We start from the raw sequence: 16,107 nt of genomic DNA, 5'->3' as shown, positions 1-16,107 counted from the left end.
TCTATACAACATCCTCACTGAATTGTCTTTTCGGTATAGTAGCCTTTCAATCAGCTTTTAGTGTACCATAAATTTATCAATCGCATGTCGTTACTTACTTTGGTACCGGAAACATTAAGAAAATATACATTAAATTGAGTGGTATAAAAACAAAAAACCCCTTAGATTATCTCTAAGAGGCTTTTATTAAGTGGGAGTTACTGGGTTCGAACCAGTGACCCTCTGCTTGTAAGGCAGATGCTCTGAACCAGCTGAGCTAAACTCCCTTCGTTTTAGGATTGCAAATATAGAAATAGCCGTTAAAACTTCAAAAAATAATTTCAAATAATTAATAAGGTGTAGATATACAACCAATTGCGTTTGGCTACATAGCTATTTCGTGACCCGGACGAGGGTCTTCAGGTAAAATTTCCATATCAGGGTAGTCAATGTATTCGGCATACCACTGTATCGCACCCACTACATCGAGCGCGTCATCGGCAGTAATATTAATGGTTTCAAATGCATAAAGCTTTTCACCTGCATAACCATATAGTTGAATTTCGCTGCTATCTGCTCGAAATTGCTCTTCGCTGATGCAATAAACCCTAATCTTTAAGCCGGTGTCTCTGGAGTGTATAACGTCGCGGCACGCGTCGTGGGGGTCTGTAGCCAATAAATATACATTATGGTCCATGGTTAATCGCTCTAATTATGATGAGTATAAGGTTGGGTCTTGTAGCATAACTTCATAATCCTTAATTGTGTTTCATAAAATTTAATTAAAACCCCAGTGGGGAAATATTCTCCAAATTCCGTGAATGTATTTCTACAGGTTAAAATGGAATAATAGTTAAAAAGTACTTTTATAGTTAATAGAGCACGTTTTCAAATTGGGCACGGCAATTGAATTAGGTTTAATACCCTTCCCAAAGGGTGTTTTTCATAGGTAGATGTAGGGCCGAAATACTGCGAGAGTCTTTCGGCCTTTTTTGTGCATTTACATTCCGCTTTGCTATATACTTCATTTTGCTCTATTAAATAAGCCCGGTAACAAAAACCGCCGATAATAGCTGTGCGTAAGTGATTTAAAATCAAAACGATTAAACCCAACAAAAGCACAAATCTATTTAACTTATGAAACCAGAAATTAATCAATCATTAGGCGAAGCAAATATGGCCCGGAGGTCTTTTTTGCGCTATGCCGGTGCCAGCGCTGCAACAGTTGCCGTAATGGGAGTAGCAGCATCTTGTAAGAAAGATCGCGGCGTAACTGTAGACGGAACTATAGATATCGGTTCGGGCGATATTGGCATTTTAAATTACGCGTATGCGTTAGAGCAATTAGAGGCAGCTTTTTACCTGCAAGTAATCGCTACACCTTACAGCGGTATTTCATCTATCGAAACATCTTACCTTACAGATATTCGTGATCACGAAGTTTTACACCGCGATTTCTTTAAAGCGGCCCTGGGAACAAGCGCTATTATTGGTTTAACTACCGATTTTAGTTCAATCAACTTCAGCGATCGTACGAGTGTATTATCCGCAGCAAAATTATTAGAAGATACAGGTGTTACTGCTTATGACGGCGCTGGTTATTTGATTAAAGATGCCGGCTATTTAACTATCGCAGGCAAAATTGTATCTGTTGAAGCAAGGCATGCGGCATTGATATCTAACCTTCTTGTTGCGGGCAGTTTTGCTGCAAGTGACCAGGTAGATGCAAATGGCTTAAACAAAGCAGCTTCTATTAAGGATGTACTTGCCGGTGCAAACGGGTTCCTGAAAACTAAAGTATCAGCATCTAAATTTTAATCATTAATCACAATCACGAATCGCCATGAATTTATTTGAAATAGTAGACGAAATAGAAAAAGTTGATCCCGAGATATATGACAGGTTGAACCCCCGTCGTGCAGCGATCAAAAATATAACCAGCTTTGGCTCAAAAGTAGCCTTCGCAGCAATGCCATTTGCTTTAGGCACCATGTTTAAAAAAGCATACGGACAAACATCAACAGCCGGTGTTATTGATGTTTTAAACTTTGCTTTAACATTAGAGTATCTTGAAGCAGGTTTTTATGATAAGGGTATGAAAACTGCAGGTTTAGTACCGGCGGCAGGCCAGGCTTATGTTGGTAAAATAACCCAGGATGAGAGTGTACACGTAACATTCCTTCAGGGTGTGATCAAATCTTTAGGCGGCACCCCGGTAACCGCGCCAACGGTTGATTTTACAGGTGGTAACAACAAAGGTAACGGCCCGTTCCCAACCGTATTTTCTGATTACAAAATATTCCTTGCAGTAGCACAGGTGTTTGAAGATACAGGTGTACGTGCCTACAAAGGCCAGGCACCTGCATTATTAGGCAACCAGGTGGTATTAACAGCCGCATTATCTATCCACGCGGTAGAGGCACGCCACGCATCGGCAGTACGTAAATTACGCTACGATTTGGGTTACGATCTTAACACCCGCCCATGGATCAGAAGCACAACTACTTTAGGTAACGATACCGGTGTTGCTGTTGCTAATGGTAACTACGCAGGTGAAGAAAATGTAACCCAAGGTGGTGTAAACCTGATGACTGCACTTGGTGCATCTGCATCGGTAGCTACAGCATCATTTGATGAGCCTTTAACTAAAGACCAGGTATTGGCCCTTTTAGTTGGTTCATTCATTGTTAGTTAAGTTAAGTAACATATTACATATGAGCGGCTTCCGGATATATCCGGAAGCCGCTTTTTGTTTTAAGATTTGTGTTTCTATATACTTCAAATCGCTATAACAAGTTTGTTAAGAAATTAAAACAGGAGTTAATTTTTTGTTGTTAAGCATTATAATAAACATATATCTAAGCATTCTACAGCTAAAAATTAATTATGAAAACAGAACTCGACTTAACAACAGGCGGAGCTAACATGGCCAGGAGGTCTTTCCTGCGCTATGCCGGTACCGGGGCGGCGGCAGTTGCCGTATTAGGTGCAGCATCATGTAAAAAAGACTATTCGGAGCGAAGCAACAGTAACGATATTGGTTCAGGTGATATGGGCGTTTTAAACTTTGCCTATGCATTAGAACAGTTAGAAGCGGCTTTTTACCTCCAGGTAATTGCAACACCTTACAGTGGCATCACTACTACCGAAACTGCATATCTTACAGATATTAAAGATCATGAAGTTTTACACCGTGATTTTTTCAAAACCGCTTTAGGCAGCAGCGCTATCCAGGCTTTAACGCCGGATTTCAGCAAAATTAACTTCAGCGACCGTGCAAGCGTTTTGGGTGCAGCTAAATTGTTTGAAGATACCGGTGTGCGTGCTTATGACGGCGCAGGTTATCTTATCCAGGATACAAATTACCTTCTTATTGCAGGTAAGATAGTATCTGTCGAGGCACGCCATGCGGCTTTGATCTCTAACCTGATCACCCCGGGCAGCTTTGTTGCCAGTGACCAGGTTGATGCAAATGGTTTAAATTACAGCAATACCATTGCCGAAGTACTTACGGCCGCAAATGGTTACCTGAAAACCAAAGTTACTGCACCTAATTTCCAATACTACGCTTAATTAACATCGCCATGAATTTATTTGAAATAATAGACGAAATAGAAAAAGTTGACCCAGAGATACACGAGCGTTTAAACCCTCGCAGGGCGGCTATAAAAAATATAACCAGCTTTGGCTCAAAGGTAGCGGTTGCTGCTATGCCATTTGCATTAGGTACTTTGTTTAAAAAGGCATACGGCCAAACTGCAACACCAAGTGTGTTCGATGTATTAAATTATGCATTAACATTAGAATACCTGGAAGCCGAGTATTACAATGTTGGCACGTCAAGAGGTGTTATCCCGGCTGCAAACTCAGCCTATATGGCTAACATCGCCCGTGATGAGAATAACCACGTTAATTTCTTAAGAACCGTGATCAATTCGTCAGGTGGTACTGCTATCAGCAAACCTGCTATTGATCTTTCTGGTGGTAATGGTTCTGGAACTGGCCCATATGCAGGTGCATTTACCAACTACGATTTATTTTTAACAGTAGCACAGGCATTTGAAGATACAGGTGTACGTGCCTACAAAGGCCAGGCAGGCTTTTTAGCAGGTAACAAAACTGTATTAACAGCAGCTTTATCTATCCACGCTGTTGAGGCACGCCACGCATCAGCTATCCGCCAATTGCGTTTTAATCGCGGCGCAACTACCACCAAACCATGGATAGTTAGTACTGCATCATTAGGTAATGATACCGGCGTTGCAGGTGTTGACGGCAACTATGCCGGCGAAGAAAACACTGTACAAGGTGGCGTTGATTTGAAAAGCTTAGGCAGCATTGGTGTAGTTACTGCATCATTTGATGAGCCGTTAACTAAAGATCAGGTATTAGCCTTATTGTCAGGTACGTTCCTGGTAAAAAGATAAGCTGACAAGTATTATATAAAAAGCGGCCTCAACTTAAAAGTTGAGGCCGCTTTTTTGTGCTTATACTTTTTAGACATTAAGGCCTTACCGGGCGGGCGGGTTGCTGATTAACCGGTTGAGGCTGTTGCTGTTGTTGCCTTTGCTGTTCCTGCTGCTGGCGTTGCTGCTCAACCTGTTGCCTTTGCTGTTGTTGAGCCTGCTGTTGTTGCTGCCGCTGCTGCTCCTGTTGTTGGCGTTGTTGGGCCTGCTGCTGCTGCTGCTGCTGCTGTTGGGCTTGTTGTTGCCGCTGTTGGTCGTTTTGTTGCTGCACTTGCTGCTGCCTTTGCTGTTCGCGAGCCTGGCGTTGCTGGTCACGCTGTTGCTGTTGCTGCTGGCGCTGTTGATCCATTTGTTGCTGGTTTTGCTGCGTACCCTGTTGCTGGGCTTGCTGCTGCCTTTGCTGTTCACGTGCCTGGCGTTGCTGGTCACGCTGTTGCTGTTGCTGCTGGCGTTGTTGGTCCATTTGCTGCTGGTTTTGCTGCGCTCCCTGTTGCTGTGCTTGCTGCTGCCTTTGTTGCTCACGAGCCTGGCGTTGCTGGTCACGCTGTTGCTGTTGCTGCTGGCGCTGTTGGTCCATTTGCTGCTGGTTTTGCTGCGCTCCCTGTTGCTGTACCTGCTGCTGCCTTTGCTGCTCACGAGCCTGGCGTTGCTGGTCTCGCTGTTGTTGTTGCTGTTGTCGCTGTTGCTCCGTTAATTGTCCCTGCTGCTGTTGCTGCACTTCTCGCGCTTGTCGTTGCTGTTCGCGCTGTTGCTGCTGTTGTTGGCGTTGCTGATCCATTTGTTGACGCTGCTGGTCGGTCATTTGGCCTGGCTGCTGCTGGCGGGTCTGCCGCGCCTGGTCACGCACTTGTTGTTGCTGCTGGCGCTGCTCATCAGTCATTTGCCCCTGCTGTTGCTGGCGTGCCTGCCGTTGCTGTTCGCGCTGCTGCTGGTTCAGCGTGTTGGGGTTAGCCGGGTTGTTGTTGTTTTGACCGCCGCCGCCCGGCCTGTTTTGATTGTTAAAATCGGGCCTGTTAGGGCGGTTATTTTGCGCAGGGTTAGCAATACCCACACGGTTATTAATACGCACATAGTTACTGTTAGGGTTATTTGACCGTGCTTCGTTAGCTAACTTCGATGCGTTATCCCTGTTGTAGGCAGGGCCTCTACGGTTGTCGCCCCCGCCAATACGCTGGTTAGGGTTTTGCTGCCTGTAAGCCGCACCGTCTATTACCCTTGCCGGGCGCGAGTTTTCATTTCGTCTAACGCCTGGGCGGTATATATTTACAGTCGTATTGTTAATGGTATTTGCGCCGGGGCGATAAACATTATTGATATTGTACACTCTTACCTGCCTGCGGCTGTTTCGTTCAATATCTGCGCGGCCTGGCCCTGCAATGTAAGTTCGGTTATTGCGGACAAACGTATTACGGATAACCGTAGTACGGCCATATAAACCCCTTACGCGGGCTACCGGTACGCAATAGTTATAAATATTAGGCTGGTTAATGTAAGCGTACGGCGCAAACGACCAGTAAATATCGGGTGAGGTATAGTTATAGCCAAATGATGCATCTACAGATATCTGCGGTTCAAGCGGTGCCCAGCCATAGTAACCGCCGCCGTTTCGCCAGCTTACCCAGGCAGGTGCCCATTCGTTACCGGGTACCCACTCCCATCCATAGTAATCGTCATAGTGCCAGCGGCCGTAATGAAACGCTGCCCATCCCCAGTCATAATCTGACACCCAGGTATTACCATATTCGGTTAACACCCAATGCCCGTTTGTCACATAAGGCCTAAAATCACCGTCAACGTCAGGCACCCAAACGTCGCCATAGTTGGGGTCGTTTACCCAGGTGCCATAGGGCGATAGCTGATCGTAAAACTCCTGGTCGGAAATGTACTGGCCCTCGTCCTGGGCAATTATTTTTGATGGGGCGCACGACATCATAATGATGGCTACTAGCGCAAAGCCCCAGAGTCTGTTTACTAATTTCATGGGTGGTTTATATTAGGTTTGTAATGTATAGACAGTTTGCAGCGCAAAACGTTTAAACAAATAATTGTTTAAAGCCTTATATTGTAGGGCCGTAACGTAATAGCATTTAATTTTAATGCAGCCCGTTGCTTAGTCCCTGTTTTTTTGAATAATTTTGACTGTATTTTAAACCAAAACTATGAGCACCGTAAATATCCCGCGTCTGGACCTTAATACGTATATCAACGGCTCGGCCGATGAGCGTAAGGCGTTTTCTGACAGCATTGGTAAGGCCTTTAATGAAACCGGCTTTGTAACTATAACCAATCATGGCTTAAGTAAGGAATTGATTGATAATTTATACGCACAGGTAAAGCAATTATTCGCTTTACCTGCAGAGGTTAAAGATAAATATGAGATTCCTGATCTGGCAGGCCAGCGTGGTTATACAGGCAAGAATAAAGAAACCGCAAAAGGCTTTAAAGTGCCGGATCTGAAAGAGTTTTGGCAGATAGGGCAAACCGTTACCGGAGATGTACCTGAGAAAGACGAGTACCCTGATAATATTGTAGTTGAAGAACTACCTGAATTTAATACCACTACGTTAGAAGTGTACGCTAAACTGGAAGCTGCCGGTAAACATTTACTACGCGCCATTGCGGTTTATTTGGGCCTGGACGAGCATTATTTTGACGACAAAGTAGAGAATGGTAATTCGATACTGCGCACGCTACATTACTTCCCGATCACAGACCCGGATGCTTTGCCTGATGATGCCGTACGTGCCGGTGCGCATGAGGATATTAACCTGATTACTTTATTGATTGGTGCCAGTGCCGATGGTTTGGAATTACTAACCCGCGAGAACAAATGGTTTCCGGTTACTGCCTTTGGCGAAGACCTAGTAGTCAATGTTGGCGACATGCTGCAACGCCTAACTAATAATAAACTAAAATCGACCACGCACCGCGTTGTTAACCCACCGCGCGAGCAAATGAAGAATTCCCGTTTTTCGGTGCCCTTCTTTCTGCACCCAAAATCAAGTATGGATCTAAGCAGCCTGCCATCAACTATCGATGCAGCGCACCCAAAATTGTATACCGACATCACCGCAGGCGAATACCTGGATGAACGTTTAAGAGAAATAGGATTAAAAAAATAACAACAAAGCCGGCGATGAGCCGGCTTTGTTGTTTACCCTCCGCGTCTTTGCGAGGTACGAAGAAATCCCCGACAAGCAAGATGATATAATTGCAAATCGGGGATTGCTTCACTATCGTTCGCAATGACGTTCAAGTTTATTGTACTACTTTACTCCAACACCACCTTTTCGTGCTGATAGGGAATCTCTACATCGGCAAAGCCCTTTTCTTTAATTTTTTCGGCAAAGTGCTGTTGTACCTCGTACTCGCCATGTACTAAAAATAGCTTCTTTACCAGTTTTGGGTCCTGGCATGATATAAAATGCAGCAGGTCTTCATAATCGCCGTGGGCACTCATGCTTTTGATTGATTGTACGTCGGCATTTACCTGGTACTGTTCGCCAAAAATATGTACTTCTTTTTCGCCGCGGGCAAGGCGGCCGCCCAATGAATTTGGTTCGGCATAACCTACCATTAATATCGTATTTTTTTGATTGCCAATATTATTTTTGATGTGGTGTTTCACACGCCCGGCCTCGGCCATACCCGATGACGAGATGATAACACAAGGCCTTACATCATCATTCAGGGCGATAGACTCTTCGGTCGACTGGATAAATTTCAGCCCCTTAAAACCAAACGGATCGGCATCTATTTTCATTACTTTTTTCACCTCGTTATTATAAACCTCAGGGTGGTCTTTTAAAATTTGAGTAGCTTTTTCAGATAGCGGGCTATCTACATAATATTGTATATCGGGCAGTTCGCCTTTTAATTCCAGGGAATTTAGTGCGTAAAGTAACTCTTGAGTACGCCCTACACTAAAGGCGGGGATAATCACCTTTCCCTTTTTTACTTCACAGGTATTCTTAATTATCTCCAGCAAAGCGTCCTCAATAGGGCCAATATCTTTGTGCAAGGAATCGCCATAGGTCGATTCCAGTAAAATATAATCAGCCTGCGGGAAAGTTTGCGGGCTTTTGAGCAATAAGTCGCTATACCGGCCAACATCGCCGCTAAAGGTAATGTAAGTACTTTTCCCATTCTCGTCTACGCGGATATGTATCGCTGCGCTGCCTAAAACGTGGCCCGCATCGGTAAACTTAAATTTAAGCGCGGGAGTAATCTGGTACTCCTGGTGATAATCTACAATCTTGAACAGGCGCAACGCGGCAATAGCATCTTCTTCGGTATACAAGGCTTCCAATAGCGGCTGATTTTTACGCCCGCGGTGCTTGTTATCGTACTCTACATCCTGCATCTGTATCTTTGCCGAGTCCATCAGCAGTATGTGGGCAAGGTCCATTGTGGCGGGGGTGCAAAAGATCTGCCCCTCAAAACCTTCTTTCACCAGGCGGGGTATCAGCCCGCAATGATCTATATGCGCATGTGATAGTATCAGGTAGTCGAGCTTTTTGGGGTTAAAGCCAAAATGCTCGTTCATATCTTCGGTTTGTTCGCCCAATCCCTGAAACATACCGCAATCTAATAATACGCTTGTGCCATCGTTCAGGCGGAGCAGGTGTTTGCTGCCTGTAACATTACGGGCAGCTCCGTGAAAGGTTATTTCCATTTATAAATTGGTTGTTTTGGAGAACCAAATAGACAAATAAAAGTTTAAATTTAAATTAACTAAGCATTTAGTTGTTAATGTGGTTTATAACATATAACTTAGTTAAACATATTAATATTATTCATACCCCATGGAGATTAAAGAATTAACCCGTGCCGAAGAGCAGATAATGCAGGTGCTTTGGCAACTGCAAAAGGGCTTTGTAAAAGACGTACTTGACGTGTTACCAGAGCCTAAACCGGCTTATAACACGGTGTCAACCATCATCCGGATATTAGAGACCAAAGGTTTTGTTGGCCATAATGCCTATGGTAAAAGCCACGAGTACCACCCGGTTGTCAGCAAAGAGCAGTATAAAACATTTGCTGCCGATAAGTTGCTTAACGGCTATTTTGATAATTCGGTTAACAGGATGCTTTCCTTTTTTGTGAAGAAAGAGAAAATCAACCTTAAAGAAGCCGATGAGATTATGAAACTGATTGAAAAACTTAAAGATAAATAGTTATGACCTGGTGGCATTATTTATTACTTGTAAACCTATACCTGGTATTGTTTTTCGGGTTCTATGCACTTTTGCTCCGCCGGGAAACTTTTTTTCAGCTTAACCGCATTTACCTTATCGGTAGTGCGCTATTATCGTTTTTTATCCCCCTGATACAGGCGCAATGGGTAAAAGACCTTTTTATTACGCGGCAGGTACAATCAACGATATACAGTACCACAGCGCCCGATATGATAGTAACCTTTGCACCCTTAAAAAACAACCCTGTAACTGTTGGTGAAATTATTACGCTGCTATACGCGGCAGGCGCTGCGCTGTTAGCTTTCAGGTTAATATGGCAACTTTTCGAGGTGAAAAAGATGATCAGCAGACCATCAAAGGGCGCTTACTCCTTCTTTAAAACAGTAAAGATCCAGGATGACATCGCATCTAACCCCATCATCTATAAACATGAGGAGGTTCACGCCCGGCAATGGCACTCGGCGGATGTGTTATTGATAGAGGCGGTAATGATCATCAACTGGTTTAACCCGGTGGTGTATCTGTACCGGTTTGCCATTAAAAATATCCATGAATTTATTGCCGACAGGCAAGCTTTGCAAACCGGCACCAACAAGGCCGATTATGCCCTGCTTTTATTGAGCCAAACGTTCAGTTCGCCTGTGCATAATTTAGTTAACCCGTTTTTTAACCACAGTTTATTAAAGCAACGTATTATGATGTTACAGAAAAACAAATCACAGCGCATAAAGCTGGCTAAGTACGGCCTTTCGGCGCCATTGTTTATACTGATGCTGGTGTTATCGTCGGCCACTATAAGCGATAGTAAGGCAATCAATACCATCAACAAAAAAACCGACGCGGTATTCGCCAAGCCCGCTACAATAATTATCGAAGAGCCTGTAGCCGCATCTCCCACGATAAGTTTAGAGGCTACGATCCCTAAAAATGCTTTTGGTAAATCGGAATTCAAAGCCCCCGAATTAGTAAAAACGGATATGGCCGATACCACACTGGATAAAGGTAAGGTGTACACAGCGGTAGATCATTTGCCAGGTTTTATTGGCGGCGATAATGCGTTTGGGCAATACCTGGGCAGAAATATAAGATACCCTAAAGATGCCCGCGAAAAAAATATCCAGGGCCGAGTAATAGCCAAATTTATTGTTGAACCTGATGGCAAACTGACTAATATCCGGATAGTTCGCGGCATTGGATACGGTTGCGATGAAGAAACAATCAGGGTATTAAACCTGTCGCCCAAATGGAAGCCGGGAACGCAAAAGGGCAAAGCTGTAAGAGTTGAATATGCGGTGCCTGTTCAATTTGCTTTAGAAAAAACTACAGTGATAACCTACACGCCTAAAAAAGGGGACAAATTGCTACCACCTACATCGGCAATGATAGCTGAAAATAAAACCGAGGTGTTTACAGCTGTGGAGCACTCTCCCGTTTTCCCGGGTGGCGACAAGGCTTTTGGACAATATTTAGCTAAGAGCGTACGCTACCCTGCCAAAGCACGCGAAAATAAAATCCAGGGACGGGTAATTGTAACCTTTATTGTAGAAGAAGACGGCGCCATTACTAATGCCCGCGTGGTTAGAGGTATAGGTGGCGGTGCCGATGAAGAAGCCTTGAGAATAATTAGCGCTTCGCCAAAATGGGTGGCAGGCGTGCAAAACGGGCATAACGTAAGGGTTCAATATACGGTGCCGATAAACTTCGCTTTAGCGCAAACAGAGAGTAAAATTGGGGCTATAAAGATTAACAGGAATGATGATGTGGAGAGCATTACGTACAAGCCAACCGATAGCACTAAACAAACGGTTAGGATTAGGGGCAACGACCTGTCAATTAACCCGCCGCTTTACATTTTGGATGGCAAAGAGATTACCGATTTAACTTTGGTTAAACCGGATGATATTCAGAGCATCTCCGTTTTAAAAGATAAAAGTGCCACGGCTTTATATGGATTTAAAGGGATCAACGGGGTTGTTTTGGTGCAAACTAAAGCTGCAAAGTTGATTAAGAAATAGGATCTGATAAATATAAAAATCCCGGTCGTGGTAGATGATTGCTACCTCCGGCCGGGATTTTTTGTTGTTAGTAGTACGATTATTGTTCTTCGGCCTTCAGTTCTGCATCCTGCCGCTCGCGCAGGTTACGCATAATCTTAGTAAACCCGTGATGGTTTTTTTGGTCATCATATAACGGAAAAACTAAGCCGCTGCCCCAAAAGCGGCTGCCATCTTTACACATGTGGTAACGCTCGTCAATAGCGCGGCCGGTTCCTAAGGCGGTTGTGAGTTCTTTTTCAGGCACGCCGGCTGCGATATCTTCGGGTGTAAAAAATATTTTTGCACTGCGGCCTATCACTTCCTTTTCCTTATAACCTAAAACACGCTCGGCACCACTGTTCCAGCTGTTAATGTCGCCATTTTTATCGGTGGTGATCACCGCATAATCTTCCAGGCTATCCAGCACCTGCCTAAAAAAATCCTCGCTCATTCTAAAATAGCTGTCCTCAAAAATATCTTCGCCGGTAATGGTTTTATCAAAAGTTTCATAATCAACCACTGTAGTGGTTTCGTTTGCACTACAGGCCAGTTGCATAGGTTCCTGGGTTATGCGGTAAAAAGTATCGTAACCATCGGGCAAATTGGCTAACTTCGGTTTTTCGCGTACGGGGGTTAAAACGATAGAGACGTTAGCGGCTGCATCGGTAGCCGTGCTGGCCAGCATATGCGTGTAGCCTTTTTCTATTAAATCGCCAAGGAGTTGCGGGCTTAATGGGATTTGCATATCGGAATAATACTTAGGTAAACGGATTTTACAAAAAAGGCCCCAGACTACCGGGGCCACTAAATTTATTTATGTCGTATTATACAGCAGTTGGCTTACGGAGAATGCCTAATATAATCGCGATAACCGCAATTACTAACAATACGTGAATAAGGCCGCCAACGGCAGTAAAAAATACGCCGATAGCCCAACCAATGATCAGGATAACAGCAATTATATAAAGTAATGAATTCATGGTAAATGATTTAATGTTTATAGATAGATGTTATATAAATAAATAAACCACCAAAAATGTTTTAAGAAATTTAATTGCCAGGCAAGGCTTAGATTTTTATAGCGAGGGCTGTTCACGATGTTCACGTGAACACCATGAACACCCTGAACAAATGTTAACACCTCATTATCAGCGATATAAAAAAATAAGAATCTACCCAATTAACGGCTTTTGACGATTTTTAATCTTTTCAATAATAATCGGCCTGGTTCTATAGGCTATTAACGCTATTGGATGGCATTTTAAAAATGCAAAAAAGCCGCCCGGAATCCGGGAGGCTTCATAGTACTTTACCACGTATTAGGTAAGCTTACAGTTTTAACCATTTTGCCCGTACTGCTAATTGCTTAGGCGTGGCGTTTGGCAATTCCTCTATCCGGTTTTTCTGGCGGGGGTTGCGTAATAAAGTTACCGGGATGATCATGGCTTGCCCGTCACGGCTTACCGTCACATTAATTTGGTCGCCTATTTTTTTACCGTTCATAATCGTCGTCGCATCAGTTACCGGTGTGCCATCTATAGATACCACTTCATCGCCAACATTAATCCCCTGGATCCAGGCCGCGCTGCCGCGAATTACGGCTGTTACTATTTTTTTAGGGCCGGCGTTGCTGATGCTTGCGCCGATAGTTGGGTCCATGCTGTTAGCCAGGTCATCGGTTAGTTTGTAGCCTGCATAACCCAGGTATTTGTTATAATCTATTGGTGCTAAACCGTTGATGTACTTAGCGTAAAAATCATCAAGGTTCTTACCTGCGAATTTTTCAAAACCGGCTTTGAATTCTGCATCGGTGTAACCACGCTTTTTGGCTTTGTAATAAGTATCGTACATGTATTTCATCACGTCATCTAACGATGATTTTCCGTTGGTACTGTTGATGATCTCCAGATCTAAAAGCATACCTACAACCGCACCCTTATCATAATAAGAGATCCCGGTGTTGATCGTATTCTCATTAGGGCGGTAAGATTTGATCCAGGCATCAAAGCTCGACTCTGCCAATGGCTGTACTTTAGTACCGGGTGTGTTTTCAACCGTATTGATATCGCCAACCATGTCACCCAAAAAGGCATCAGCGCCAGCTATACCTGCATGGCGAAGGATCAGGTTTTGATAATAAGCCGTGAAACCTTCGGCAATCCAAAGGTTGGTGGTATAGTTTTCAGTTTCGTAATCAAACGGGCCTAATACAATCGGGCGTAACCGCTTTACATTCCACAGGTGGAAATGCTCATGCGCTACCAGGCCTAAAAAGCCTTTATAACCCGCTTCGCTGCTATATTGGTTGCGGGAGGCACCTAATACCGTCGAGCTTAAATGCTCTAAACCGCCGCCGTTACGTAATTTATTGTGGACGATAAAGGTATAGTGTTTGTTCGGGTTTTCGCCAAAAACAGCACTCTCTGCCTCTATGATCTTAGCCATATCAACCTTAAGGCGTTCCTTATCGTAATTACCGCCGCCGTACATGGCCACATCGTAATGTACACCTTTAACATCAAAGTCAAAGATATCCTGCGTGCCCACTTCAATAGGCGAATCGTACAGGATATCGTAATTAGGTGCGGTTAACGTAAATGCATCGCCGCCAACTTTTTCTAAGCTGGTTGATACTTTGCTCCAGTCTTTGTAAGGAACAATTTTGATGGTTGATGGACTGGCCAGCATGCCTTTCGGCCATAAAAACACGCCCGAGGTAGAAAGAAACGCGTGCGATGCATCTATAAAACTGGTACGTACCGATAGTTCAAAAGCGTATATTTTGTATTTTACGGTAACTGATGTTAAACCTGCGGTGTTAATGTGCCAGGTATTTTTGTTAACTTTTGGTGCCATTATCGCTTTGCCATTGGCGGTAGCGGTTAACGATTCTATATTTTTAGCAAACTCGCGCACCAGGTATGAGCCGGGCGTCCAAACGGGCATTTTTAGTTCTAAAGATGGCTGTGCCAAGCCGCTAACCGTCATTTCTATTTCGGCGTAGTGTGCTTGTGCTTCGGGGAAGGTAACCGTGTACGATATTTTTGCAGGCACGGCCGCATTGCCGGGGGTAGCGTTCATAAATAGGAATATTAAATTAACCAGTGCGATGAGTTGAAATTTTTTCATGGGGCAAGTTATAAATTTTTATTTTTTTTAAAGTCTTGCTAAAAAACACAAGTGTTGTAAAATGGTTGATACACGTAATCAATTTAATACCTAAGCGGTTAGTTTTGCGAACATTAACAATTGTTGTTAAAACAATAGCAAACACATAATTTACCGGGCCCGTAAGTTTTAAAGCTCCGGCAAATTTTTAAATTAGCAACAAAATAACCCCGAACCGGCATTTTATGAAAACCAAGTACATTATATATACTTTACTGGCCCTGCTTATAGCGTTTTTGCTTTACAATAAGTTTTTTAGCAAAAAAGCAAAAGAAACCGGCGCGGCCACGGCGGGTAAGGGTAAAAAGAAAAATGGCCCCGTGGCTGTAAATATTATGGTGGTTAAAGATACTGCTGTGCGCAATCAGATAGACATTACGGGTACTATTGACGCTAATGAGCGGGTTAACCTGATCAGCCAGACGGCAGGTAACATTACCGGCATATTTTTTACAGAAGGTACCCGCGTAGCTAAAGGCCAGTTGCTGGTTAAGGTTTATAACCAGGACCTGCAATCGTCCCTGCAACAGGTAAGTGCCCAGATGGTACTGGCGAAGGATATTAATAACCGCAATAAAATATTATATGCAAAGGAAGCGGTAAGTAAAGAGGAATACGAAACTTCGCAATCGTCGCTCAACGCTATGAAAGCGCAGGCAGATGTTATCCGTGCGCAAATCTCGCGTACCGAGATCCGCGCGCCGTTTTCAGGTACCATTGGTTTGCGTAATGTTAGCCCTGGTGGTTATTTATCGCCGTCGACATCTATCGCCACGCTGGTAAATATCGATCCGGCCAAGGTTACCTTTTCTGTACCTGAACGGTACCTGCCCATCATCAATAAGGGCAGTAAAATTACCTTTACAGTGGAGAGCTCGCGCGATAATTTCAACGCGACCGTTTACGCTATCGAGCCCGCGCTAGATGCCAACTCGCGTACGATAACCGTACGTGCCAAGGCGCCCAATCCTAAAGGTTTACTAACTGCAGGTGCATTCGCCAAGATCAACCTCACGCTCGATCAGATCCCTAAAACGATTATGGTACCCACTGAATGTGTAATACCCGATCTGAAGAGCAGCAAGGTGTATGTGTATAAAAACGGCGTGGCTGTTGCTAAAAATGTAAAAACCGATCTGCGTACCGATACCAAAATCCAAATTATTGACGGGCTTAAAGCGGGCGATAGTATTGTAGTATCAGGCTTGATCCAAATTCGCCCTAAATCGCCGTTGAAGATCCTTAAAGTTATCAAATAAC

General features: G+C 43.9%; 14 protein-coding genes and 1 tRNA gene. 8 read left to right on the top strand and 7 right to left on the bottom strand.

What is annotated here, in order from left to right:
* Nucleotides 1-191 precede the first annotated feature (191 nt).
* A tRNA-Val gene (locus IDJ76_RS13040) sits at nt 192-266 on the bottom strand.
* A 98-nt stretch (nt 267-364) separates the two neighbouring features.
* Complete coding sequence (locus IDJ76_RS13035) at nt 365-676, bottom strand: hypothetical protein (RefSeq protein WP_191163774.1); 312 nt, start codon at nt 674-676, stop codon at nt 365-367.
* 440 nt (nt 677-1,116) lie between these two features.
* Here IDJ76_RS13035 and IDJ76_RS13030 point away from each other — a divergent pair, with 440 nt between their 5' ends.
* The 4 genes from IDJ76_RS13030 to IDJ76_RS13015 all read left to right on the top strand — a co-directional run bounded on the left by IDJ76_RS13030 (nt 1,117) and on the right by IDJ76_RS13015 (nt 4,406).
* Nucleotides 1,117-1,797: a ferritin-like domain-containing protein gene (locus tag IDJ76_RS13030; RefSeq protein WP_191163773.1), complete on the top strand. Its 681-nt coding sequence runs from the start codon at nt 1,117-1,119 to the stop codon at nt 1,795-1,797.
* A gap of 25 nt (nt 1,798-1,822) precedes the next feature.
* Nucleotides 1,823-2,674 carry a ferritin-like domain-containing protein gene (locus IDJ76_RS13025; protein ID WP_191163772.1) on the top strand — a complete coding sequence of 284 codons (852 nt, stop codon included), beginning with the start codon at nt 1,823-1,825 and terminating at the stop codon, nt 2,672-2,674.
* Nucleotides 2,675-2,865: 191 nt separating this feature from the next.
* Nucleotides 2,866-3,552 (top strand): ferritin-like domain-containing protein, encoded by a 687-nt coding sequence (locus tag IDJ76_RS13020; protein ID WP_191163771.1) that lies wholly within the window; start codon nt 2,866-2,868, stop codon nt 3,550-3,552.
* Between the two features lie 11 nt (nt 3,553-3,563).
* Nucleotides 3,564-4,406 carry a ferritin-like domain-containing protein gene (locus tag IDJ76_RS13015; RefSeq protein ID WP_191163770.1) on the top strand — a complete coding sequence of 281 codons (843 nt, stop codon included), beginning with the start codon at nt 3,564-3,566 and terminating at the stop codon, nt 4,404-4,406.
* Between the two features lie 76 nt (nt 4,407-4,482).
* Here IDJ76_RS13015 and IDJ76_RS13010 read toward each other — a convergent pair whose 3' ends face one another.
* Nucleotides 4,483-6,426, bottom strand: coding sequence for a DUF6600 domain-containing protein (locus IDJ76_RS13010; protein WP_191163769.1), 1,944 nt, complete (start codon nt 6,424-6,426; stop codon nt 4,483-4,485).
* Between the two features lie 178 nt (nt 6,427-6,604).
* Between IDJ76_RS13010 and IDJ76_RS13005 the strand changes: the two genes are divergently transcribed.
* Entirely contained in the window at nt 6,605-7,567 is a 963-nt protein-coding gene (locus IDJ76_RS13005) for an isopenicillin N synthase family dioxygenase (RefSeq protein ID WP_191163768.1), read from the top strand.
* Between the two features lie 149 nt (nt 7,568-7,716).
* Here the strand turns inward: IDJ76_RS13005 and IDJ76_RS13000 are convergent, their stop codons facing one another.
* Entirely contained in the window at nt 7,717-9,120 is a 1,404-nt protein-coding gene (locus tag IDJ76_RS13000; RefSeq protein ID WP_191163767.1) for an MBL fold metallo-hydrolase RNA specificity domain-containing protein, read from the bottom strand.
* 130 nt (nt 9,121-9,250) lie between these two features.
* On the opposite strand from IDJ76_RS13000, the gene IDJ76_RS12995 reads away from it, so the two are divergent.
* Together IDJ76_RS12995 and IDJ76_RS12990 are read left to right on the top strand one after the other, a co-directional pair.
* A complete protein-coding gene (locus IDJ76_RS12995; protein WP_191163766.1) occupies nt 9,251-9,622 on the top strand; it encodes a BlaI/MecI/CopY family transcriptional regulator in 372 nt (123 codons plus the stop codon).
* Nucleotides 9,623-9,624: 2 nt separating this feature from the next.
* Nucleotides 9,625-11,658, top strand: coding sequence for a M56 family metallopeptidase (locus IDJ76_RS12990; protein WP_191163765.1), 2,034 nt, complete (start codon nt 9,625-9,627; stop codon nt 11,656-11,658).
* 79 nt (nt 11,659-11,737) lie between these two features.
* Here the strand turns inward: IDJ76_RS12990 and IDJ76_RS12985 are convergent, their stop codons facing one another.
* From IDJ76_RS12985 to IDJ76_RS12975, 3 genes are all read right to left on the bottom strand, one after another.
* Nucleotides 11,738-12,424, bottom strand: coding sequence for a PAS domain-containing protein (locus IDJ76_RS12985; protein ID WP_191163764.1), 687 nt, complete (start codon nt 12,422-12,424; stop codon nt 11,738-11,740).
* 79 nt (nt 12,425-12,503) lie between these two features.
* Nucleotides 12,504-12,659, bottom strand: coding sequence for a lmo0937 family membrane protein (locus IDJ76_RS12980; RefSeq protein WP_191163763.1), 156 nt, complete (start codon nt 12,657-12,659; stop codon nt 12,504-12,506).
* Between the two features lie 349 nt (nt 12,660-13,008).
* On the bottom strand, nt 13,009-14,808 hold the full coding sequence (locus IDJ76_RS12975; protein WP_191163762.1) for a M61 family metallopeptidase: 1,800 nt from the start codon (nt 14,806-14,808) through the stop codon (nt 13,009-13,011).
* A 224-nt stretch (nt 14,809-15,032) separates the two neighbouring features.
* Between IDJ76_RS12975 and IDJ76_RS12970 the strand changes: the two genes are divergently transcribed.
* Entirely contained in the window at nt 15,033-16,106 is a 1,074-nt protein-coding gene (locus tag IDJ76_RS12970; RefSeq protein ID WP_191163761.1) for an efflux RND transporter periplasmic adaptor subunit, read from the top strand.
* Nucleotide 16,107 lies beyond the last annotated feature (1 nt).

It is taken from the genome of Mucilaginibacter glaciei (assembly GCF_014773245.1).
Taxonomy (GTDB): domain Bacteria; phylum Bacteroidota; class Bacteroidia; order Sphingobacteriales; family Sphingobacteriaceae; genus Mucilaginibacter; species Mucilaginibacter glaciei.
This window is presented reverse-complemented; position numbering and strand designations above follow the sequence as displayed.